The sequence below is a fragment of the Leclercia sp. M-A074-M genome (assembly GCF_965195605.1).
In the GTDB taxonomy this organism is placed as follows: domain Bacteria; phylum Pseudomonadota; class Gammaproteobacteria; order Enterobacterales; family Enterobacteriaceae; genus Enterobacter.
On record NZ_CBDAHM010000002.1, the window covers coordinates 40,142 to 59,994 of the forward strand.

20 protein-coding genes are annotated in these 19,853 nt (G+C 56.3%); 13 read left to right on the plus strand and 7 right to left on the minus strand.

The features are described 5' to 3' along the window. The first annotated feature begins 111 nt into the window (after nucleotides 1–111). From ACOKCT_RS03870 to pspG, 3 genes are all read left to right on the plus strand, one after another. Complete coding sequence (locus tag ACOKCT_RS03870; RefSeq protein WP_159340269.1) at nucleotides 112–1,422, plus strand: conjugal transfer protein TraF; 1,311 nt, start codon at nucleotides 112–114, stop codon at nucleotides 1,420–1,422. An 80-nt stretch (nucleotides 1,423–1,502) separates the two neighbouring features. Beyond that, on the plus strand, nucleotides 1,503–2,498 hold the full coding sequence (gene dusA, locus ACOKCT_RS03875; protein ID WP_103177849.1) for a tRNA dihydrouridine(20/20a) synthase DusA: 996 nt from the start codon (nucleotides 1,503–1,505) through the stop codon (nucleotides 2,496–2,498). Between the two features lie 141 nt (nucleotides 2,499–2,639). Next, on the plus strand, nucleotides 2,640–2,882 hold the full coding sequence (pspG, locus tag ACOKCT_RS03880) for an envelope stress response protein PspG (RefSeq protein ID WP_039031939.1): 243 nt from the start codon (nucleotides 2,640–2,642) through the stop codon (nucleotides 2,880–2,882). A 187-nt stretch (nucleotides 2,883–3,069) separates the two neighbouring features. Here the strand turns inward: pspG and ACOKCT_RS03885 are convergent, their stop codons facing one another. Then, the gene (locus tag ACOKCT_RS03885; protein WP_103177850.1) at nucleotides 3,070–4,053 is read right to left on the minus strand and encodes a quinone oxidoreductase; all 984 of its coding nucleotides are present in this window, start codon (nucleotides 4,051–4,053) and stop codon (nucleotides 3,070–3,072) included. Between the two features lie 71 nt (nucleotides 4,054–4,124). Here ACOKCT_RS03885 and dnaB point away from each other — a divergent pair, with 71 nt between their 5' ends. From dnaB to ACOKCT_RS03915, 6 genes are all read left to right on the plus strand, one after another. After that, nucleotides 4,125–5,537 carry a replicative DNA helicase gene (gene dnaB / locus ACOKCT_RS03890; RefSeq protein ID WP_103177851.1) on the plus strand — a complete coding sequence of 471 codons (1,413 nt, stop codon included), beginning with the start codon at nucleotides 4,125–4,127 and terminating at the stop codon, nucleotides 5,535–5,537. Between the two features lie 31 nt (nucleotides 5,538–5,568). Then, nucleotides 5,569–6,648, plus strand: coding sequence for an alanine racemase (alr, locus tag ACOKCT_RS03895; RefSeq protein WP_420193181.1), 1,080 nt, complete (start codon nucleotides 5,569–5,571; stop codon nucleotides 6,646–6,648). Between the two features lie 328 nt (nucleotides 6,649–6,976). Next, the gene (tyrB, locus tag ACOKCT_RS03900; protein ID WP_103177853.1) at nucleotides 6,977–8,170 is read left to right on the plus strand and encodes an aromatic amino acid transaminase; all 1,194 of its coding nucleotides are present in this window, start codon (nucleotides 6,977–6,979) and stop codon (nucleotides 8,168–8,170) included. Nucleotides 8,171–8,364: 194 nt separating this feature from the next. After that, complete coding sequence (aphA, locus tag ACOKCT_RS03905) at nucleotides 8,365–9,075, plus strand: acid phosphatase AphA (protein ID WP_420193182.1); 711 nt, start codon at nucleotides 8,365–8,367, stop codon at nucleotides 9,073–9,075. 114 nt (nucleotides 9,076–9,189) lie between these two features. Beyond that, nucleotides 9,190–9,606 carry a secondary thiamine-phosphate synthase enzyme YjbQ gene (locus ACOKCT_RS03910; protein ID WP_103177855.1) on the plus strand — a complete coding sequence of 139 codons (417 nt, stop codon included), beginning with the start codon at nucleotides 9,190–9,192 and terminating at the stop codon, nucleotides 9,604–9,606. Nucleotides 9,607–9,608: 2 nt separating this feature from the next. Beyond that, nucleotides 9,609–9,962 (plus strand): MmcQ/YjbR family DNA-binding protein, encoded by a 354-nt coding sequence (locus tag ACOKCT_RS03915; protein ID WP_103177856.1) that lies wholly within the window; start codon nucleotides 9,609–9,611, stop codon nucleotides 9,960–9,962. Here ACOKCT_RS03915 and uvrA read toward each other — a convergent pair whose 3' ends face one another. Then, entirely contained in the window at nucleotides 9,963–12,788 is a 2,826-nt protein-coding gene (uvrA, locus tag ACOKCT_RS03920) for an excinuclease ABC subunit UvrA (RefSeq protein WP_159340265.1), read from the minus strand. Between the two features lie 251 nt (nucleotides 12,789–13,039). On the opposite strand from uvrA, the gene ssb1 reads away from it, so the two are divergent. Further along, on the plus strand, nucleotides 13,040–13,567 hold the full coding sequence (gene ssb1 / locus ACOKCT_RS03925) for a single-stranded DNA-binding protein SSB1 (RefSeq protein WP_103177858.1): 528 nt from the start codon (nucleotides 13,040–13,042) through the stop codon (nucleotides 13,565–13,567). Nucleotides 13,568–13,638: 71 nt separating this feature from the next. Here ssb1 and ACOKCT_RS03930 read toward each other — a convergent pair whose 3' ends face one another. Beyond that, nucleotides 13,639–14,532 (minus strand): LysR family transcriptional regulator, encoded by an 894-nt coding sequence (locus ACOKCT_RS03930; RefSeq protein WP_159340264.1) that lies wholly within the window; start codon nucleotides 14,530–14,532, stop codon nucleotides 13,639–13,641. 98 nt (nucleotides 14,533–14,630) lie between these two features. Between ACOKCT_RS03930 and ACOKCT_RS03935 the strand changes: the two genes are divergently transcribed. Together ACOKCT_RS03935 and ACOKCT_RS03940 are read left to right on the plus strand one after the other, a co-directional pair. Beyond that, nucleotides 14,631–15,353, plus strand: coding sequence for an SDR family oxidoreductase (locus ACOKCT_RS03935; protein ID WP_159340263.1), 723 nt, complete (start codon nucleotides 14,631–14,633; stop codon nucleotides 15,351–15,353). 210 nt (nucleotides 15,354–15,563) lie between these two features. Then, entirely contained in the window at nucleotides 15,564–15,773 is a 210-nt protein-coding gene (locus ACOKCT_RS03940) for a DUF1471 domain-containing protein (RefSeq protein ID WP_159340262.1), read from the plus strand. Nucleotides 15,774–15,825: 52 nt separating this feature from the next. Here the strand turns inward: ACOKCT_RS03940 and ACOKCT_RS03945 are convergent, their stop codons facing one another. From ACOKCT_RS03945 to ACOKCT_RS03955, 3 genes are all read right to left on the minus strand, one after another. Then, nucleotides 15,826–16,572, minus strand: coding sequence for an SDR family oxidoreductase (locus tag ACOKCT_RS03945; RefSeq protein WP_156653728.1), 747 nt, complete (start codon nucleotides 16,570–16,572; stop codon nucleotides 15,826–15,828). A gap of 101 nt (nucleotides 16,573–16,673) precedes the next feature. After that, entirely contained in the window at nucleotides 16,674–17,555 is an 882-nt protein-coding gene (locus ACOKCT_RS03950; RefSeq protein ID WP_103177863.1) for a helix-turn-helix domain-containing protein, read from the minus strand. 9 nt (nucleotides 17,556–17,564) lie between these two features. Then, nucleotides 17,565–18,209 (minus strand): NADPH-dependent F420 reductase, encoded by a 645-nt coding sequence (locus tag ACOKCT_RS03955; RefSeq protein ID WP_420193183.1) that lies wholly within the window; start codon nucleotides 18,207–18,209, stop codon nucleotides 17,565–17,567. 69 nt (nucleotides 18,210–18,278) lie between these two features. Between ACOKCT_RS03955 and ACOKCT_RS03960 the strand changes: the two genes are divergently transcribed. Then, nucleotides 18,279–19,178, plus strand: coding sequence for a LysR family transcriptional regulator (locus tag ACOKCT_RS03960; protein ID WP_156653731.1), 900 nt, complete (start codon nucleotides 18,279–18,281; stop codon nucleotides 19,176–19,178). 78 nt (nucleotides 19,179–19,256) lie between these two features. Here ACOKCT_RS03960 and ACOKCT_RS03965 read toward each other — a convergent pair whose 3' ends face one another. Further along, the gene (locus tag ACOKCT_RS03965; protein WP_103177866.1) at nucleotides 19,257–19,538 is read right to left on the minus strand and encodes a YjcB family protein; all 282 of its coding nucleotides are present in this window, start codon (nucleotides 19,536–19,538) and stop codon (nucleotides 19,257–19,259) included. Nucleotides 19,539–19,853: the final 315 nt, after the last annotated feature.

The following is a 19,853-nucleotide window of genomic DNA, read 5'->3' on the forward strand; positions in this document are numbered from 1 at the left end:
ACTAAAGTTTAAGACATATTTAGCTTCTAATACTTTTTTCACAGAGGACGTATTTCCCTGCGCGGCGTATAGCCGCCGGGGTTAATTTACCCAAAATAAGTCAGGTGTCCTGTGAAAATAAAACTCAAACTTTCTGTGGCGGGAATTGCCACCGGTATTCTTTTGTCTCATCAGGCTGGAGCCGCAAATACCTGGACGGAAGCACGCGGCGATGCAATGGGCGGAACAGGCGTTGCATCGGCCCATTATGGCAGCGGGGTGTTAATTAACCCGGCGCTGTTGGCAAAATCAAAAGAAGAGGATGACGTCGCCATCATTTTCCCCTCCGTGGGAGCGCAAATTAGCGATAAAGACAATTTGCAGGATAAGATCGATGAAATCAGCGATGAGATCACCGACGATCGGCAGATGATCGACGATCTGACCGTGGCGCAGATCGCCGCCGATCCGCAAGGCACGCTTAGTGAGCTGCAGAGAGCCGCCGGCAGCCTTGCCGATCAGCTGGAATTTCTTGATGGCAAAACGGCGCATGCCAACGCCGGCGGCGGGATAGCCGTGAGCATCCCGGGTTCCGGCCTGTCGCTGGCGTTTGTCGCCAAAGCTAATGCCCATGCCCGCGTCAGCTCAGAAATCGATCCTCAGGACATCGATTTTTTACGCCGATTGCAGGGTAGCCCGGGAATGACCAACCAGATGGCGCTGAGCGCGGCGCGCAACGGCAGCGACGTGATTACCCGCAATCTTAACTCTGTTGCCATGGGCAGAGGGGCCATCGTCTCCGATTATGGCGTGGCGATTGCCCGTCAGTTTACGGTAAGCGACCTGCCGGTTTCGGTGGGCGTCACGCCGAAACTGCAGCAAACCTGGCTCTATAACTACACCACCTCCATTTATACCTACGACAGCGGCGACTTTAACAGCAGCCGCTACCGTAACGACGATACCAGTTTTAACGTCGATGTCGGCGTGGCGGTGGACTTTGGTGAGAACTGGACGGTGGGCCTGAGCGGGCAGAACCTCTTATCACGTGATATTGATACCAATGACATCCGCATTCTCAACGGGCGTACCGGGCAGGTGGTGAGCTATCAGGACACATACCAGATCCGCCCCCTGGTAACGGCGGGTGTCGCCTGGCATACCGGCCTGCTTACCCTCAGCGCCGATGGCGATCTGACCGAAACCCGCGGCTTTAAGAGTGAAGAAAACGCGCAGTATGTCGGCGTGGGGGCAGAAGTGACCCCTCTGAGCTGGCTGGCGGTACGCGCAGGCTTTCGCGGTGACGTGAGGGGCACCGACAGCAACGTCTTCACGGGCGGGTTAGGCTTTGCGCCGTTTAATACCGTGCATATCGATTTGACCGGTATTTACGGGGAAGATGAAACCTGGGGGGCCGGGGCCCAGTTGAGCCTGACCTTCTGAAGGCATCCGGAGGCGCTCGGCCTCCGGCGAATATGTGCTATAGTAGCGCCCCATTTTCACCAGATGCTTAAAACTTCGCCATGTCGTCAGAAAACTCGTCCCGCTATCCTGCCCACCGTTTTTCCATCGCGCCGATGCTCGACTGGACAGACAGACATTGCCGCTACTTCCTGCGTCTGCTGTCGCGCCACACCCTGCTCTATACCGAGATGGTGACCACCGGGGCGATCATTCACGGCAAGGGTGACTATCTCGCCTACAGCGAAGAGGAGCATCCGGTGGCGTTGCAGCTGGGCGGCAGCGATCCGGCGGCGCTGGCGCACTGCGCGAAGCTGGCTGAGGCGCGTGGCTACGACGAGATTAACCTCAACGTCGGCTGCCCTTCCGATCGCGTGCAGAACGGCATGTTTGGCGCCTGCCTGATGGGTAATGCGCAGCTGGTGGCCGACTGCGTGAAAGCGATGCGCGACGTGGTCTCCATTCCGGTGACGGTAAAAACCCGCATCGGCATCGACGATCAGGATAGCTACGAATTTCTCTGTGATTTCATCGGTACGGTGGCTGGCAAGGGGGAGTGCGAGATGTTTATCATCCATGCCCGCAAAGCCTGGCTCTCTGGCCTGAGCCCGAAAGAGAACCGTGAGATCCCGCCGCTGGATTACCCGCGCGTGTATCAGCTAAAGCGCGATTTCCCTCAGCTGACCATGTCCATTAACGGCGGCATCAAGTCCCTTGAAGAGGCGAAAGGGCATCTGCAGCATATGGACGGCGTTATGGTGGGCCGTGAGGCGTACCAGAACCCGGGCGTGCTGGCGGCGGTAGATCGCGAAATCTTTGGTGTGGACGTTGCCGATCGTGACCCGGTGGCGGTGGTGCGGGCGATGTACCCTTACATTGAGCGCGAGCTGAGCAACGGCACCTATCTGGGCCACATCACCCGTCATATGCTGGGGCTGTTCCAGGGTATTCCGGGGGCGCGCCAGTGGCGCCGTTACCTGAGTGAAAACGCCCATAAAGCGGGTGCCGATATCGAGGTGCTGGAGCAGGCGCTGCGTCTGGTGGCAGACAAACGATAATTTTCACCAATACTTCGTCAAATTCACCACGCCCGGCACCGCATTGCCGGGCGTTTGGTTTCATTATCAAGAGGTTATTTTTGGCACGGATCTTGTAACTATCACATCAGCGTATCGTTGTGATGCATTTGGGAGAGAGCCATGCTGGAACTACTTTTTGTGATTGGATTTTTTGTCATGCTGCTGGCAACCGGCGTCTCGTTGCTGGGGATCATCGCCGCACTGGTGGTTGCGACAGTGGTGATGTTTATCGGGGGACTGTTTGCCCTGATGTTGAAACTGTTGCCGTGGTTGCTGTTAGCCGTGGCGGTGGTGTGGGCAATACGGGCGATTAAATCGCCAAAACTTCCACGCTATCAGCGCAATAACCGTTTTCGTTACTAAGGTATTGAGCGGTTCGTCACATCCTTGCAACTTTTACGGCATCATCACTTAGAACAGAATAGGATTTAGTTATCGAATCTGTCACTATGACCGCCGTTAAAGAATTCATCGTGCTGTACCCTACATACAGCCGAACTAAAAAAAAGCAAAGCAAGAAAGGGCTTCCCAAGGGAAGCCCAATTTTTTATCAAGGGATAAGCAAACTCGATCCCTGCGTCGCCCGGCTCTCCAGCGCTTCATGCGCGCGTTGCGCATCACTCAGCGGATACTTCTGCGCCTCGGCCACATCCACCTTAATGACCCCGCTGGCAATCAACGAGAACAGTTCGTTGCTGGCCTCGACCAGTTCGTCATGGTTGGTGATATAGCCCTGCAGCGAAGGACGGGTGGCAAACAGCGACCCCTTCTGGTTAAGAATGCCGAGGTTAACGCCGGTCACCGGGCCGGAAGCATTGCCGAAGCTAACCATCAGACCGCGACGTTGCAGGCAGTCCAGCGAAGCTTCCCAGGTATCTTTCCCCACCGAGTCATACACCACACGCACCTTCTTGCCGCCGGTGATCTCTTTCACCCGCTCAACAATGCTCTCTTCACGGTAGTTAATCACCTGCCAGGCACCCGCCTGTAGCGCGCGCTGCGCCTTTTGCGCATTACCCACCGTGCCGATGAGTTTAGCCCCCAGCGCTTTTGCCCACTGGCAGGCGATCAGGCCCACACCGCCGGCGGCAGCGTGGAACAGAAACTGTTCGTCAGGTTTGATTTCGTAGGTTTTACGCAACAGGTAGAAGACCGTCAGCCCCTTCAGGAAGGAGGCGGCTGCCTGCTCATAGGAGATGGCGCCGGGCAGAATCGCTGCTTTATCTGCCGGGACGTTATGGACCGAGCTGTAGGCACCGAGAGCCGATTGCGCATACACCACGCGATCGCCCTCTTTAATATGTTTTACCGCACTACCGACTTTCACCACCACGCCCGCCGCCTCGGTACCCAGACCGCTCGGCAGAGCAGGGGGCGGATAGAGCCCGCTGCGGATGTAGGTGTCGATGTAGTTAATACCAATGGCTTTGTTTTCGACCTGGACTTCGTTCTCCCCAGGCGCGGTGGGAGTGAACTCTACCGCCCTGAGAACGTCCGGGCCGCCGTGTTTATGAAATTCAATACGCGTTGCCATGCTCCCTCCATTAGAATTAGAAAATATGGTAATCTTTCGACCCACTCTCTATCTCGGTAACTCCATTCACTATGGCAGGAAACAAACCCTTCAACAAACAGACTGAACCCCGGGAACGCGATCCCCAGTTAGCCGGATTAAAGGTCCCGCCTCACTCGATCGAAGCGGAACAGTCGGTGTTGGGCGGTTTAATGCTGGATAACGAACGCTGGGACGATGTCGCCGAGCGCGTGGTCACTGACGATTTCTACACCCGCCCGCACCGCCATATCTTTACCGAAATGGCGCGTTTGCAGGAGTCAGGCAGCCCTATCGACCTGATCACGCTCGCGGAATCGCTGGAGCGTCAGGGGCAGCTGGAGTCGGTAGGCGGCTTCGCTTATCTGGCTGAACTGTCAAAAAACACCCCAAGCGCGGCGAACATCAGCGCCTATGCGGACATCGTGCGTGAACGTGCGGTGGTACGTGACATGATTTCCGTTGCCAACGAAATCGCCGAAGCTGGTTTCGATCCGCAGGGGCGTAACAGTGATGAACTGCTCGACCTGGCCGAATCCCGGGTCTTTAAAATTGCCGAAAGCCGGGCCAATAAAGACGAAGGGCCGAAGAACATCGCCGACGTGCTTGATGCCACCGTGTCGCGTATTGAGCAGCTGTTCCAGCAGCCGCACGATGGGGTGACGGGCGTTAACACGGGTTATGACGATCTGAATAAAAAGACCGCCGGTTTGCAGCCGTCGGATCTGATTATCGTCGCCGCCCGTCCGTCGATGGGTAAGACGACCTTTGCGATGAACCTCGTCGAAAACGCGGCGATGTTGCAGGATAAACCGGTTTTAATCTTCAGTCTGGAGATGCCCTCCGAGCAGATCATGATGCGTTCTCTGGCCTCGCTGTCCCGCGTGGACCAGACCCGGATTCGTACCGGGCAGCTGGACGATGAGGACTGGGCGCGGATCTCCGGCACCATGGGTATTCTGCTGGAAAAACGTAATATCTATATTGATGACTCCTCCGGCCTGACGCCAACGGAAGTGCGCTCCCGTGCGCGCCGTATCGCCCGCGAGCACGGCGGCATTGGCCTGATCATGATCGACTACCTCCAGCTGATGCGCGTCCCGTCGCTCTCTGATAACCGAACGCTTGAGATCGCCGAAATCTCCCGCTCGCTGAAAGCGCTGGCGAAAGAGTTGCAGGTGCCAGTGGTTGCGCTGTCGCAGCTTAACCGCTCCCTGGAGCAGCGTGCCGACAAACGTCCTGTTAACTCCGACCTGCGTGAATCCGGCTCTATCGAGCAGGATGCCGACTTAATCATGTTCATCTATCGTGACGAGGTTTATCACGAGAACAGCGACCTGAAAGGGATCGCGGAAATTATTATCGGTAAGCAGCGTAACGGCCCCATCGGTACGGTGCGGCTTACCTTTAACGGCCAGTGGTCGCGTTTCGACAACTATGCTGGCCCGCAATACGATGACGAATAACTCTCCGACCTTCTTTTAACAAGGATTTGCAATGCAAGCGGCAACAGTTGTCATTAACCGCCGCGCTCTGCGACACAACCTGCAACGCCTGCGTGAACTGGCGCCCGCCAGCAAGCTCGTTGCAGTCGTGAAAGCGAACGCTTACGGACACGGTCTTATTGAGACCGCGCGAACGCTCCCTGATGCCGACGCCTTTGGCGTCGCCCGTCTCGAAGAAGCCCTGCGTCTGCGCGAAGGGGGGATCACCCAGCCGATTCTGCTGCTCGAAGGCTTCTTTAACGCCGCCGATCTCCCGACTATCGCCACGCAACGGCTGCATACCGCCGTACACAATCTTGAGCAGCTCGAAGCGCTGGAAAACACGGTGCTCAGCGAGCCCGTCACCGTTTGGATGAAGCTCGACACCGGCATGCACCGTCTGGGCGTGCGTCCGGAGCAGGCGGAGGCGTTTTACCAGCGCTTAAGCCAGTGCAGGAATGTACGTCAGCCGGTCAATATCGTCAGCCATTTTGCCCGCGCCGATGAGCCTGACTGTGGTGCCACCGAGCAGCAGCTCGATATCTTCAACACCTTCTGCGAAGGCAAGCCGGGCATGCGCTCGATTGCGGCATCCGGCGGTATTTTGCTCTGGCCGCAGTCTCATTTCGACTGGGCACGTCCAGGCATAATCCTGTACGGCGTCTCGCCGCTGGAGTGTAAGCCCTGGGGGCCGGACCTCGGTTTTCAGCCGGTAATGTCGCTCACCTCCAGCCTGATTGCGGTGCGTGAGCACAAAGCCGGGGAGCCGGTCGGCTACGGCGGGACCTGGATCAGCGAGCGCGACACCCGTTTAGGCGTGGTGGCGATGGGCTACGGCGACGGCTATCCGCGCGCGGCGCCATCCGGGACGCCAGTGCTGGTGAATGGCCGGGAAGTGACCATCGTTGGCCGTGTGGCGATGGATATGATCTGCGTCGACCTCGGGCCAGAGGCCCTGGAGAAAGCGGGCGATCCGGTGACGCTGTGGGGTGAAGGTTTGCCCGTGGAACGGATCGCGGAAATCACGAAAGTAAGTGCTTACGAACTTATCACGCGACTGACGTCGCGCCTGGCGATGCGGTACCTGGATTGAGCGTGACTTTGCTTGTAGGGATGAGAGAGCGCCAGTAATTTTCTTGTCGGTAGCCCGGGTCGCCAGGGTGGTGGCGATGGAGCCACCCTGGCACGTTCACCGGTTCAGATGTATCAGAGAAGCAAGGAACGTAAGGTGAACGGAACCACCACCTGAGTCGCAGGTTCCCCCTCATCCTCAGGTTGAAGAAGCCGACTGTGCCCGTTTTTTATGAAGTGCCACGCAACGTGTCGACCATACCCCATCTTCATTAACATCCTCTCGATCTTCTGCCACTTCCGGTTTATTGTTGAATTCCCTGCCTCATTATTATCCGGAGAACCATCGCGTGTTCCAGAAAGTCGACGCCTATGCTGGCGACCCTATCCTCTCCTTAATGGAGCGTTTCAAAGACGATCCGCGTGGCGATAAAGTTAACCTCAGTATCGGTCTTTACTACAACGAAGCGGGCATCATCCCGCAGCTGCAGGCCGTTGCCAAAGCCGAAGCGCGTCTGAACGCCACGCCACACGGTGCGTCGCTCTATCTGCCGATGGAAGGACTCAACAGCTACCGTCACACCATCGCCCCACTGCTGTTTGGCGCAGACCATCCGGTGCTGGCACAGAAGCGTGTTGCAACCATCCAGACGCTGGGCGGGTCAGGCGCGCTGAAGGTCGGCGCCGACTTCCTGCACAAATATTTTCCGGAGTCGGGTGTCTGGGTGAGCGATCCGACCTGGGAAAATCATGTCGCCATCTTTGAAGGCGCGGGCTTCACGGTGAATACCTATCCGTGGTTCGACGACCAGACTAACGGCGTACGCGTTGGCGCCTTGCTGGAAAAACTGAGCACCCTGCCGGAACGCAGCATCGTGCTGCTGCATCCGTGCTGCCATAACCCGACCGGTGCCGATCTGACGAATGCGCAGTGGGATGCGGTTATCGAGGTGCTGAAAGCCCGCAACCTGATCCCGTTCCTCGACATCGCCTACCAGGGCTTTGGCGCCGGGATGGAAGAGGATGCTTACGCCATCCGCGCCATTGCCAGCGCAGGTCTGCCGGCGCTGGTCAGCAACTCCTTCTCCAAAATCTTCTCGCTGTATGGCGAACGTGTCGGCGGTCTGTCTGTGGTCTGCGAAGATCAGGACGCCGCCGGGCGCGTGCTGGGCCAGCTGAAGGCGACCGTGCGTCGTATCTACTCCAGCCCACCAAACTTCGGGGCGCAGGTGGTGGCGACCGTGCTCGGCGATGACGAACTCAAAGCCGAGTGGCTGGCAGAGGTGGAAGCGATGCGTACCCGCATTCTCGCCATGCGTCAGACGCTGGTGGATGTGCTGAAGGATGCCGTTCCGGGGCACAACTTCGACTACCTGCTACAGCAGCGCGGCATGTTCAGCTATACCGGCTTCAGCGCACAGCAGGTGGACCGCCTGCGCGACGAGTTCGGCGTCTATCTGATTGCCAGTGGACGCATGTGCGTTGCAGGCCTGAATAGCGGCAACGTTCAGCGTGTGGCGAAGGCCTTTGCCGCTGTAATGTAAGCACTTACTCACGACCTCCTTCTTTAGCGAAGGGGGTCGTTAAGAAGTACAGCCGCGCTTTGTGATATCCCTCTTTCTATTGCGACAGAGAGAGAAATTCTCCTTTCCTTCCCCTCCCGCTGCGGTTATTTTCGATGGGGCTTTTGACCATCCGCTCAAAAATAAAACAACAATCTGAATATTCTGGGTAAAAAATGCGCAAGATCATACTGGCGCTCAGCGCTGCCTGCTTATTGCTCTCGCTCAGCAACCCAGCCGTGGCTCGCCCCTCTTCACCTCCACCGTTATATCCGGGCACAACCGCCGCCAGATTGGCTGAGCAGGCGCCCGTCCACTGGGTTTCCGTCGCGCAAATTGAAAAAAGTCTGCTCGGGCGTCCACCCATGTCGGTGGGGTTTGATATTGATGACACCGTCCTGTTTTCCAGCCCTGGTTTCTGGCGGGGTAAAAAAACCTGGTCTCCGGAGAGCGATGAGTACCTGAAAAATCCGGCATTCTGGGAGCAGATGAATAACGGCTGGGATGCGTTCAGCATTCCCAAAGAGGTGGCGCGGGCGCTGATCGCCATGCACCTGAAGCGCGGCGACAACATCTGGTTTATTACCGGGCGTCATTTCACTAAAACCGAAACGGTCACGAAAACCTTGCAGGACGCCTTTCTGATACCCGCCGTATCTATGAATCCGGTGATTTTTATTGGCGGAAAGGGGGAGAGGACCAAAACGCCGTGCATTGCCCAGAAACAGATTAAGATTTACTACGGCGACGCGGATAGCGACATCAACGCGGCGCGTGAAGCGGGTGCCAGGGGGATTCGGGTTTTGCGGGCGTCGAACTCCACCCAAAAACCGCTGCCTCAGGCGGGAGACTTTGGGGAAGAGGTGATCGTTAACTCAGAATATTGAGTCTCTTTTGGCGCAGGAAAGAACACTTTTTAAGCAGATTTACCTGCTGCGGGTTTTACCTTTCGTCGTATTGCTGCACACTTAGAGGGATCAACCTGTAAAACGGAGCAGCACATGTGGTATCAGCAAACCCTGACCCTGCGCGCCAGGTCTCGCGGTTTTCACCTGGTGACGGATGAGGTCATCGGTCAGATTCGCGATCTTCCCCGCATCAACGTGGGTTTACTTCATCTGTTGCTGCAACACACGTCAGCCTCTCTCACTCTTAACGAGAACTGCGATCCCACCGTCCGTTCCGATATGGAGCAGCATTTTCTCAAATCCATTCCCGATAATGCCCGCTGGGAACACGATGACGAGGGGCCAGACGACATGCCTTCCCATATTAAATCCTCCACGCTAGGCGTCTCTTTACTGCTGCCGGTCAATCATGGCCGTCTGCAGCTGGGCACCTGGCAGGGGATCTGGCTGGGAGAACATCGTATCCACGGCGGTTCGCGCAAAATCATCGCCACGCTACAAGGGGAATAAAGATGACAATTTCGGAGATACTTCAGTACTGCATGAATAAGCCGGGTGCGGAGCAAAGCGTGCACAGCGACTGGAAGGCAACCCAGATCAAAGTCGCCGACGTGCTGTTTGCGATGGTGAAAGATGTGGAGGGGCGTCCGGCGGCCTCGTTAAAAACCAGCCCTGAACTGGCGGAACTGTTGCGCCAGCAGCACAGCGACGTGCGTCCCAGCAAGCACCTGAATAAAGCGCACTGGAGCACGGTCTATCTGGACGGGTCGATTCCTGATTCGCAGATTTATTACCTGGTGGATGCCTCTTACACGCAGGCGGTGGAACTGCTGCCGGAGATGACCCGGCAGCAGCTGTCAGTATAACTACTTCAGAAGCGGTTTAAGGAAGCGGGCGGTGTGCGAGGCTTCGCACTCCGCGACGGTTTCCGGGGTGCCGGAAACCAGTATTTCACCGCCGCCGCTACCGCCTTCCGGACCGAGATCGACAATCCAGTCCGCGGTTTTAATCACGTCCAGGTTGTGCTCAATCACCACGATGGTGTTGCCCTGATCTCTGAGCTGGTGCAGCACGTCGAGAAGCTGCTGGATATCGGCAAAGTGCAGACCGGTGGTCGGCTCATCCAGAATGTAGAGCGTCTGTCCGGTGCCGCGTTTGGAGAGTTCACGCGCCAGCTTCACGCGCTGCGCCTCCCCGCCCGAGAGGGTAGTTGCTGACTGGCCCAGACGAATGTAGGTCAGACCAACATCCATCAGGGTCTGGAGCTTACGCGCCAGCGCCGGAACGGCATCAAAGAACTCGCGCGCCTCTTCGATGGTCATATCCAGCACTTCGTGGATGGTCTTGCCTTTATATTTGATCTCCAGCGTTTCGCGGTTATAGCGTTTGCCTTTGCACTGGTCGCACGGCACGTAGATATCCGGCAGGAAGTGCATCTCAACTTTGATCACCCCATCGCCCTGACAGGCTTCGCAGCGCCCGCCGCGCACGTTAAAGCTGAAGCGGCCCGGCGTGTAGCCGCGTGAGCGCGATTCCGGCACGCCGGCAAAGAGTTCACGTACCGGCGTGAAGACACCGGTATAGGTCGCCGGGTTAGAGCGCGGGGTACGACCAATCGGGCTCTGGTCGATATCGATCACCTTGTCGAAGTGCTCAAGCCCGGTGATGTCACGGTACGGCGCGGGCTCTGCCAGCGTTGCACCGTTCAGCTGAGTCTGCGCAATCGGGAACAGCGTGTCGTTAATCAGCGTCGATTTACCGGAACCTGACACCCCGGTAATGCAGGTGAACAGGCCGACCGGCAGGGTGAGCGTCACGTCTTTCAGGTTGTTGCCGCGAGCGCCGGTGAGCTTCAGTACTTTTTCCGGGTTGGCAGGCACGCGCTGTTTTGGCACCTCAATCTTGCGTTGACCGCTCATGTACTGGCCGGTCAGGGACTCCGGCACCGCCATGATGGCGTCCAGCGGCCCTTCCGCCACTACCTGGCCGCCGTGGACACCCGCGCCCGGCCCGATGTCGATCACGTGGTCGGCGGCGCGGATGGCATCTTCATCATGCTCGACCACAATCACCGTGTTGCCGAGGTTACGCAGGTGGATCAGGGTGCCAAGCAGACGTTCGTTGTCACGCTGGTGCAGGCCGATAGAGGGCTCATCCAGTACGTACATGACGCCCACTAAGCCCGCACCAATCTGGCTCGCCAGACGGATACGCTGGGCCTCGCCGCCGGAGAGCGTCTCTGCGGAGCGGGAAAGCGTCAGGTAGTTGAGGCCAACGTTCACCAGGAATTTCAGACGATCGCCAATCTCTTTCAGCACTTTCTCGGCGATTTTCGCCCGCTGGCCGGAGAGCTTCAGGTTGGTGAAGAAGTCCATCGCATGACCGATGCTCATGTCTGAGATGGCCGGCAGCGGCGTGTTTTCCACATACACATGGCGCGCTTCACGACGCAGACGGGTGCCGTCACAGGTGGCGCAGGAGCGGTTGCTGATGAACTTCGCCAGCTCTTCACGCACGGCGCTGGATTCGGTCTCTTTGTAGCGGCGCTCCATATTGTGCAGCACGCCTTCAAACGGATGGCGACGCACCGAGGTATCGCCGCGATCGTTCATGTATTTGAACTCGATGTTCTCTTTACCGGAACCGAACAGGATCACTTTGTGCACGTTCGGGCTCAGGCTGCCCCACGGCGCTTCAACGTCAAATTTATAGTGCTCTGCCAGCGACTTCAGCATCTGGAAATAGTAGAAGTTACGCTTATCCCAGCCGCGGATGGCGCCGCCAGCCAGCGACAGTTCGGGATTCTGGATCACCCGATCGGGATCGAAGTACTGCTGTACGCCCAGGCCATCACAGGTCGGGCAGGCGCCCGCCGGGTTGTTGAACGAGAACAGACGCGGTTCCAGCTCGCGCATGCTATAGCCGCACACCGGGCAGGCGAAATTGGCGGAGAAGAGCAGCTCCTCCGCTTTCGGGTCGTCCATATCGGCAACTACCGCCGTACCGCCGGAGAGATCCAGTGCGGTCTCGAACGACTCCGCCAGGCGCTGGGTCATATCGTCACGCACCTTAAAGCGGTCGATCACCACCTCTATAGTGTGTTTCTTTTGCAGTTCCAGCTTCGGTGGATCGGAGAGATCGCACACTTCCCCGTCGATACGGGCGCGGATATAGCCCTGGCTTGCCAGGTTTTCCAGCGTTTTGGTGTGTTCGCCCTTACGCTCTTTAATGATTGGCGCAAGCAGCATCAGGCGTCTGCCTTCCGGCTGCGCCAGCACGTTGTCCACCATCTGGCTGACGGTCTGCGCCGCCAGCGGGACATCGTGATCCGGACAACGCGGCTCGCCTACGCGGGCATAGAGCAGACGCAGGTAGTCATGGATTTCGGTGATGGTCCCGACGGTGGAACGCGGGTTGTGGGAGGTCGACTTCTGCTCAATAGAGATGGCAGGCGACAACCCTTCAATATGGTCGACGTCCGGTTTTTCCATCAGCGACAGGAACTGACGCGCATAGGCAGAGAGCGACTCAACGTAACGACGCTGACCTTCGGCATACAGGGTGTCGAAAGCCAGAGAGGATTTGCCTGAGCCTGAAAGCCCGGTGACGACAATCAGCTTGTCGCGAGGGATGACGAGGTTGATATTCTTGAGATTGTGGGTGCGGGCGCCCCGTACTTCGATCTTATCCATTCACCTTTCCCGGTAGGTAGATACACGGAATGCCTGGTTTGTTTGAAGGACAACCGGCATAAACGATTAATTATGACACAAATTGACCTGGCTGGATATACAGTATTGAGATGCAAATTCAGATTCGTTGTGCAAAAATAGACCACGAAAAGAGTTGGGTGGAATCCGCCTCGCAGCTATGAACATGCGGCATGGAAATGGTACACTCGCGCGTTTACACTATTTAGAAATTGTTTTCAGGAGACACGATCATGGCCAGCAGAGGCGTAAACAAGGTGATTCTCGTCGGTAATCTGGGCCAGGACCCGGAAGTACGCTATATGCCGAGTGGTGGTGCAGTGGCCAACATTACGCTGGCTACCTCCGAATCCTGGCGTGATAAAGCGACCGGTGAGATGAAAGAGCAGACCGAATGGCACCGCGTCGTGCTGTTTGGCAAACTGGCCGAGGTGGCCGGTGAGTATCTGCGTAAAGGTTCTCAGGTCTATATCGAAGGCCAGCTGCGTACCCGCAAATGGACCGATCAGTCTGGCCAGGAAAAATACACCACTGAAGTGGTGGTGAACGTTGGCGGTACCATGCAGATGCTGGGTGGCCGTCAGGGCGGTGGCGCGCCAGCAGGCGGCGGCCAGCAGCAGCAGGGCGGTTGGGGTCAGCCTCAGCAGCCGCAGGGCGGCAACCAGTTCAGCGGCGGCGCACAGTCCCGTCCGCAGCAGCCATCTGCGCCAGCGCAGTCCAACGAACCGCCAATGGACTTCGATGACGACATCCCGTTCTGATCTCTTGCAGAACGAAATAAAAACCCTGCCTGGCAGGGTTTTTTTATACCTGAGGGTCAGGAAAGGGTGAGTTACGGCTGTCGCCACTGCCTGATATGCTCGATCAGGGCACGCAGTTTTGGCGCCATATTGCGACGTTGCGGAAAATAAAGATAAAACCCTGCAAATTCAGGCAGGTAATCATCCAGTATGGATACAAGCTGCCCACTTTCAATATAGGGCCTGAATGTCTCCTGAGGAGCAAAAGTGATGCCGCCGCCGGCAAGGGCGATGTTCAGCATAAGACGCAGATCGTTAGTGGTGATCTGCGGATCGATGGCCACATCGAAAGGGACGCCTGCCTCCTCAAATTCCCAGCGATAGGGTGCTACATCCGGGGAAGGGCGCCAGCCGATACAGCGATGGCGAACCAGCTCCCGGGGATGTCGGGGGGCGCTGTTGGCCGCCAGCCAGGAGGGCGATGCAACCACCATTTCCCGCTGCGGCCCCGTCAGAGGCACGGCGATCATATCTTTTTCGATAACCTCTCCCAGCCTCACGCCGGCATCATAGCCCGCCGCCACGATATCGAACTCCTCATCCGACACCAGAATATCAATAGTCACACCCGGATTCGCTGCCGCAAAGGAGGCGAGCAAGGGGCCAGAAAGAAACTCTTCGGCTATTGATGTTACCGCAATCCGCAGAAGCCCGCGCGGCGCGCTGTCCGGGGCGATCTCTTCAAAGGCCGCTTCGATATTTGCTAAAGGCAAAGATAAGGCGTTACGCAGCCGCTCGCCTGCTTCGGTCAGGTTTACCGAACGCGTTGTGCGCATGACAAGCAGGGTTTCGAAAGCATCCTCAAGACGCCTTATACCCTGGCTGACTGCCGACCGGGTGACGCCAAGGCGTGCGGCGGCCGCGCTGAAGCTGTGCTCCTCGGCGACCGCGAGAAAAAGAGGCAGGAGATTAAGATCGACCTTCATTGTTTAGATCTGCTAACCAGTGAGTCAAGTGATAGCAGGATACAAGAAACAATCTAAGGGTTCTATTATCTTCCTGAACTCAACTGAAGGAGCACATCATGAATAAAGTTATCTTAATCACGGGCGCATCCAGCGGTATTGGTGAAGGTATTGCCAGAGAGCTTGGGTATGCTGGCGGGAAGGTATTGCTGGGGGCACGCAGGCTGGATCGCATAGAAGCCATTGCGGCAGAGATCCGCAATACGGGCGGCCAGGCTGAAGCCCATGAGCTGGATGTTACCAGCCGTCAGTCGATGGCTGGCTTCGTCCAGGCGGCAGTCGAAAAGTGGGGGCGCGTTGACGTTTTAATCAACAACGCAGGCATTATGCCGCTTTCACCCCTTGCGGCGGGGAAACAGGATGAATGGGAACGTACCGTTGACGTTAATATTAAAGGTGTTCTCTGGGGAATTGGGGCGGTACTTCCCATTATGGAGGCGCAGGGCAGCGGTCAGATTATCAATATTGGCTCTATCGGTGCCCTTTCCGTTGTGCCAACGGCCGCCGTCTATTGCGCCACAAAATTTGCAGTACGGGCAATTTCGGATGGTTTACGCCAGGAAAGCTCGAATATCCGCGTAACCTGCGTTAATCCCGGCGTGGTAGAAAGCGAACTGGCTTCGACCATCACCCACAAAGAAACCATGGCGGCGATGGACGCCTATCGTGCCATTTCGCTCAAACCCGCTGATATTGCCCGCGCCGTGCGGCAGGTTATTGAGGCACCCGAAAATGTTGATACCACCGAAATAACCATCAGGCCTACTGCGTCAGCAAATTAAAGCTGAATATTGTACGCGTTTCGCTATTAACAGGGCCTGATAAATAAGCGTGATGAAAAAATAACGCTGGTCTTGAGTAAATTCGTCCCATTTGTTTACGGCAGATTTAATTCTGTTAAAAAACGTTCGCTGAAATCAGGTGGGGATAGTATTTCCGTTTCGCTGGAAAGCTATCCAGCCGTATACCGATCCGATTAAAGGAGATCAGACATGAAAAATATGACTGGCTTAATGGCAGGTATTGCTTTATCTGTGATGTCATTCTGTAGCGTGGCACAGACGGTAAGCGCAGTTGACTCCACTCTGGATGGCGCGGAAGCAAAAATAGCGGTCCAGGCGCAAAAGGCTGGTGCGTCATATAAAATCACCAGTGCGCGCTTTAATAATAAGGCTTACGTAACGGCTGAACTGACCAAATAAATTTGCATAAGCATTGCAAAAAAAAGCTGCCCGGCGGGCAGCTTTTTTTGTTTTACCATGGCTGTTCGGTGGGCATAATAAATAGCTCTGCCACGTCCACATGGTCCGGCGCCTGTAACGCGTAGAGAATAGCGTCAGCGATATCGGCAGACTTCAGAAATGTCATCTGCTCTTTTAACTGCTCCATCCGGGCGCGGTAATTCTCGTCACTGATATGCTCAAATAACTCGCTTTCAACCGCGCCAGGCTGTAGCGAGGTAACACGGATATTGAATTCAGGCGATATCTCCATGCGCAAAATATCGCTGAAGGCCGCTACCGCGTGTTTGGTCGCACAGTAGACACCCAGTCCCGGAAAAGTTTTACGCCCGGCGATCGAGGAGGTATTGATAATATGTCCTGATTTCTGGGCCTGCATAACAGGGAGTACCGCTGCGACGGTATTAAACAGGCCCTTAATGTTGACGTCTACCATACGATGCCATTCTTCAAGTTTAAGGCTGGCGATGTCCGAAATGGGCATCAGCCCGGCATTGTTAAAGGCGATATCAATGCGGCCATAGGTTTTGTGCAACGTCGCCACGCCTGCAGATACGGAGGCCTGGTCTGTCACATCCATTTCCAGCGCGATGGCTTTACCGCCAGCAGCCTCAATTTCGCTGACCAGAGCCTGCAGGCGATCCAGGCGGCGCGCGGCGAGGCCAACTTTAACGCCATGTGCGGCTAATTTTTTGGCGGTAGCAGCACCGATGCCGCTTGATGCCCCGGTCACGATGGCGGTTTTACCGTTGAGTTCCATAATTGATCCTCTTGTGAATGGATTTCAGCGCTTCAGAAAGAACCTCTGAAGTACGGAACAATCATGTCTCTTTCACCCGGTCTCTTCGCGCGGCGGATTGCTCAAACTGTCGTGATTTTGCTACGACGATAATCGCTACGATATTTTGAAGGCGATATGCCGGTTACCCGGCGAAATGCTGAGGCAAAATGGCTGGGGCTGTTGTAACCCACGGTCAGGGAGATACTGATAATGGAATCATCTGTTTCGGAAAGCAGGCGACGCGCCTCTTCCATCCGCAGTCGGATAAAATAGTGGGAAGGCGAAAGCCCGGTAGACTGCTTAAAGACGCGGCTGAAGTGGAATTCGCTCAGTCCGGTCAGACAGGCCAACCGCGCCAGGTCAAAGGGCTGAGCCAGATCGTCACGCATCGCCTTAAAGACCCGGTGTAATTTAAACGCCTGCAGGCCGCCGCGATGCCGCTTCGCATCGGTCCGGTAAGTACGTGCCAGATGGACCGCCAGCGCCTGGGCGATACCCTGAATAAACGGGCCGCTGGGTTGATTTTGCTGGTAAAGCTCCGCGCGTATATGTTCCAGCAAAGCGGACAGCGTTTCGTCCCGCTCTCCGGAGACTTCGCGCAATTCAACGCCCTGCATCATGGCTACGCCAATATAGACGTGCATTACGATGAACGGCGCGCCTGGCTCGGCTCGCCATCTCATTTCGGTGGGCGAATCTGCCGTAGTGAGAAAAAAATCCCCTGCGACAACGGGGTTTGCTATCCACCCTTCTCCCGGGGAGCGTTCTTCAACCAGGGCACAGCCTGAAAGTATCCACACAATGAAGGGCTCCGGCACGGCGGGAATAATAATCTTTTCCTGGACCTGGCGACGCGTCAGGATTTGGACAAATACATCCCGGGAGGAGAGCGCCCGGTGTTCCTTCTGCAACTCCCCGGGAATGTATTCTTCGAATGTCTCTGCGGAAGTACGCTGGGTCATGTTAATCGACTAGGCCAGTTTTACCAGGTTCAGGGCTGGCAGAGGACCGCCAGGGAACTGTTGCAGATGACCACCCGTTTCAAGGCTGCCTAAATCTATAGTGGCGAAGCCCATTCGCGCGGCCAATGCTTCCACTTCGGATTTCGCCCCGGCATCGTCTCCAGAGATAAACACGACGCGGCGTCCGCCCGCCTGGGCCGGATCCTGCGCCAGCACGCTGGCCAGAAGCGTGTTGAAGGCTTTGACGACGCGGGCGCCGGGTGCCCACTGCGTCATCACCTGGCTGGAATTTTTTCCACCCAGTTCGGCCAGGGTAAAGCCGGGTAAAATCACCGGATTGGTGGCATCAATCAGGATACGTCCACTCCAGCTTAGACCGCTTAGCGCGGCTTCGGTGCTGCTCCAGTTGGTGCTTACAAAAACTATCCCGGCTTCAGCCGCTTGCTGCACGGTACCCGCGCGAGCCCTGTCGCCTAACGCGTTCACCACTTCCGCCAGGCTGTCGGGGCCACGGCTATTGCTCAGAATAACGTTCAGCCCGGAATTGACAAGCTGTCTGGCAAAAGCCTGCCCGATGGCGCCAGCGCCAATAATACCCACGGTTTCTGTTTTCATCGCTTGTTTCCTTAAATGTATGGTTGAGAAGCTGACCAAATAGTAATCATCGCCATTCCATCTGTGTAGCCTATATAATTAGATGGATCCCATCTAACGGAGCGATACATGCTTGACGGTATGTCTATCGATCAACTGCGTACGTTTATTGCCGCAGTTGATGAGGGCAGTTTCTCGGCCGCTGGGCGCAAATTACGGCGGGCGCAGTCGGTCGTCAGCGCGACGCTGGCGAACCTTGAGTCTCAGGTTGGCTTTCCGTTGTTTGAGCGAACGGGGCGCTATCCCAGACTGACGGAGGCGGGGCTTGCCCTGCTGGAGTCAGCGCGTATTGCAACGGCGGGAATGGACGCGTTCAAGGCTAAGGCACGCACCCTGGCTGAAGGGCTGGAGCCTGAACTTGTGGTATCCGTGGATGTGATGTTTCCTGTTGAAAAATTGACTGCCGCGGTGCAAGCCTTTCAGCAGGCCTTTCCTGCTACGCCCTTGCGTCTGTACGTGGAGGCGTTGGGTGGGGTACTTCAGCCTTTACTGGCCGGTAGCTGCCGGGTGGCGGTAATCGGCTCGCTACCCGATTTACCTGCGGGTTGTGCAGCTGAGTATCTTCTCAGCGTAGGCGCCGTAGCCGTGGTATCGCCAGATCATCCGCTGGCTAAAATAGCCGGCCCTCTCCTTCGTTCGGTTGTGCAGGAGCAGGTGCAACTGGTGTTGGCCGATCGTTCCACGCTCACTGCGGGGCGCAACTTCGGCGTTATGTCGGGCAAGACATGGCGTATAGGGGACATGGGAGCGAAGCATGCATTCTTACGCGCGGGGCTGGGTTGGGGCTATATGCCTTTGCCAATGGTTGAGGAAGATCTTGCCAGCGGTCGGCTGGTCGCTTTGAATTTACAGATGCAGCCTGACGTTGGCGCGGGATTTTCAATGTACGCCGTACATTTGAGGGAATACCCTCCAGGCCCGGCCGGACGCTGGTTTATCAATAAGCTCAAAGCGCATGCAAATGAATAAGGTGAATTAGCGATCTGACAACCAGGCCGGCGATGGTCATAAAAAAACCAGACCCTGGTCTGGTTTTTATCGCTGGAACTAGGTGTACATCATTGGCCAGTCCGGCGGCGTATGGCTCATTGCCTCAACCATGATCGTTTTAACGTTATTCCAGACCGCGGCCATATCCAGCAGGGTGATGCCCAGCAGGCCGGTGGCAAACCAGCATGCCGCCGCCAGACCCAGACAGGTGCTGATCACCGCCAGTACTGCGTAATCCGACTTTTTAAACTGAACGTTCAGGGTGCTGGCCAGAAACATCAGCACCGCGCTCAACAATTCCCAGCGTGCAAAGACAACACCGGTGGTAATAGCTGCCATAAGACCGATCCTCAAAGATATCCGCCGCCGGGTATAGCGCGACGTTGCCCGGACGTGGCAAACTGGCTATCGGCAAGCTCAGACTGACAAAATGAAACGATGTTTTGCGTTACATCATATGTGTGAACTATATCACATTTGTTCTTTTATTCGCCAGTGGGCAAATGCATGAAAATGGCCTTTTTTAACCCTTTATTTAATATGGTTATAGGGCCGCAGGAATATATCTTTAATCAGCTAATTGCTCGGGTTGCGGTAACTTTATCGATAATTCATTGAGATAAGAAAACGTGTACAGGTAACCTGTGGTTGTAC

Coding starts and splice junctions, on each gene's coding strand:
- ACOKCT_RS03930 (WP_159340264.1), bottom strand. CDS start 14,532: ATGAAGGTCGATCTTAATCTCCTGCCTCTTTTTCTCGCGGTCGCCGAG.
- ACOKCT_RS03935 (WP_159340263.1), top strand. CDS start 14,631: ATGAATAAAGTTATCTTAATCACGGGCGCATCCAGCGGTATTGGTGAA.
- dnaB (WP_103177851.1), top strand. CDS start 4,125: ATGGCAGGAAACAAACCCTTCAACAAACAGACTGAACCCCGGGAACGC.
- dusA (WP_103177849.1), top strand. CDS start 1,503: ATGTCGTCAGAAAACTCGTCCCGCTATCCTGCCCACCGTTTTTCCATC.
- ACOKCT_RS03965 (WP_103177866.1), bottom strand. CDS start 19,538: ATGGCAGCTATTACCACCGGTGTTGTCTTTGCACGCTGGGAATTGTTG.
- ACOKCT_RS03945 (WP_156653728.1), bottom strand. CDS start 16,572: ATGGAACTCAACGGTAAAACCGCCATCGTGACCGGGGCATCAAGCGGC.
- pspG (WP_039031939.1), top strand. CDS start 2,640: ATGCTGGAACTACTTTTTGTGATTGGATTTTTTGTCATGCTGCTGGCA.
- aphA (WP_420193182.1), top strand. CDS start 8,365: ATGCGCAAGATCATACTGGCGCTCAGCGCTGCCTGCTTATTGCTCTCG.
- ACOKCT_RS03940 (WP_159340262.1), top strand. CDS start 15,564: ATGAAAAATATGACTGGCTTAATGGCAGGTATTGCTTTATCTGTGATG.
- uvrA (WP_159340265.1), bottom strand. CDS start 12,788: ATGGATAAGATCGAAGTACGGGGCGCCCGCACCCACAATCTCAAGAAT.
- ACOKCT_RS03960 (WP_156653731.1), top strand. CDS start 18,279: ATGCTTGACGGTATGTCTATCGATCAACTGCGTACGTTTATTGCCGCA.
- ACOKCT_RS03915 (WP_103177856.1), top strand. CDS start 9,609: ATGACAATTTCGGAGATACTTCAGTACTGCATGAATAAGCCGGGTGCG.
- alr (WP_420193181.1), top strand. CDS start 5,569: ATGCAAGCGGCAACAGTTGTCATTAACCGCCGCGCTCTGCGACACAAC.
- ACOKCT_RS03885 (WP_103177850.1), bottom strand. CDS start 4,053: ATGGCAACGCGTATTGAATTTCATAAACACGGCGGCCCGGACGTTCTC.
- ssb1 (WP_103177858.1), top strand. CDS start 13,040: ATGGCCAGCAGAGGCGTAAACAAGGTGATTCTCGTCGGTAATCTGGGC.
- ACOKCT_RS03950 (WP_103177863.1), bottom strand. CDS start 17,555: ATGACCCAGCGTACTTCCGCAGAGACATTCGAAGAATACATTCCCGGG.
- ACOKCT_RS03910 (WP_103177855.1), top strand. CDS start 9,190: ATGTGGTATCAGCAAACCCTGACCCTGCGCGCCAGGTCTCGCGGTTTT.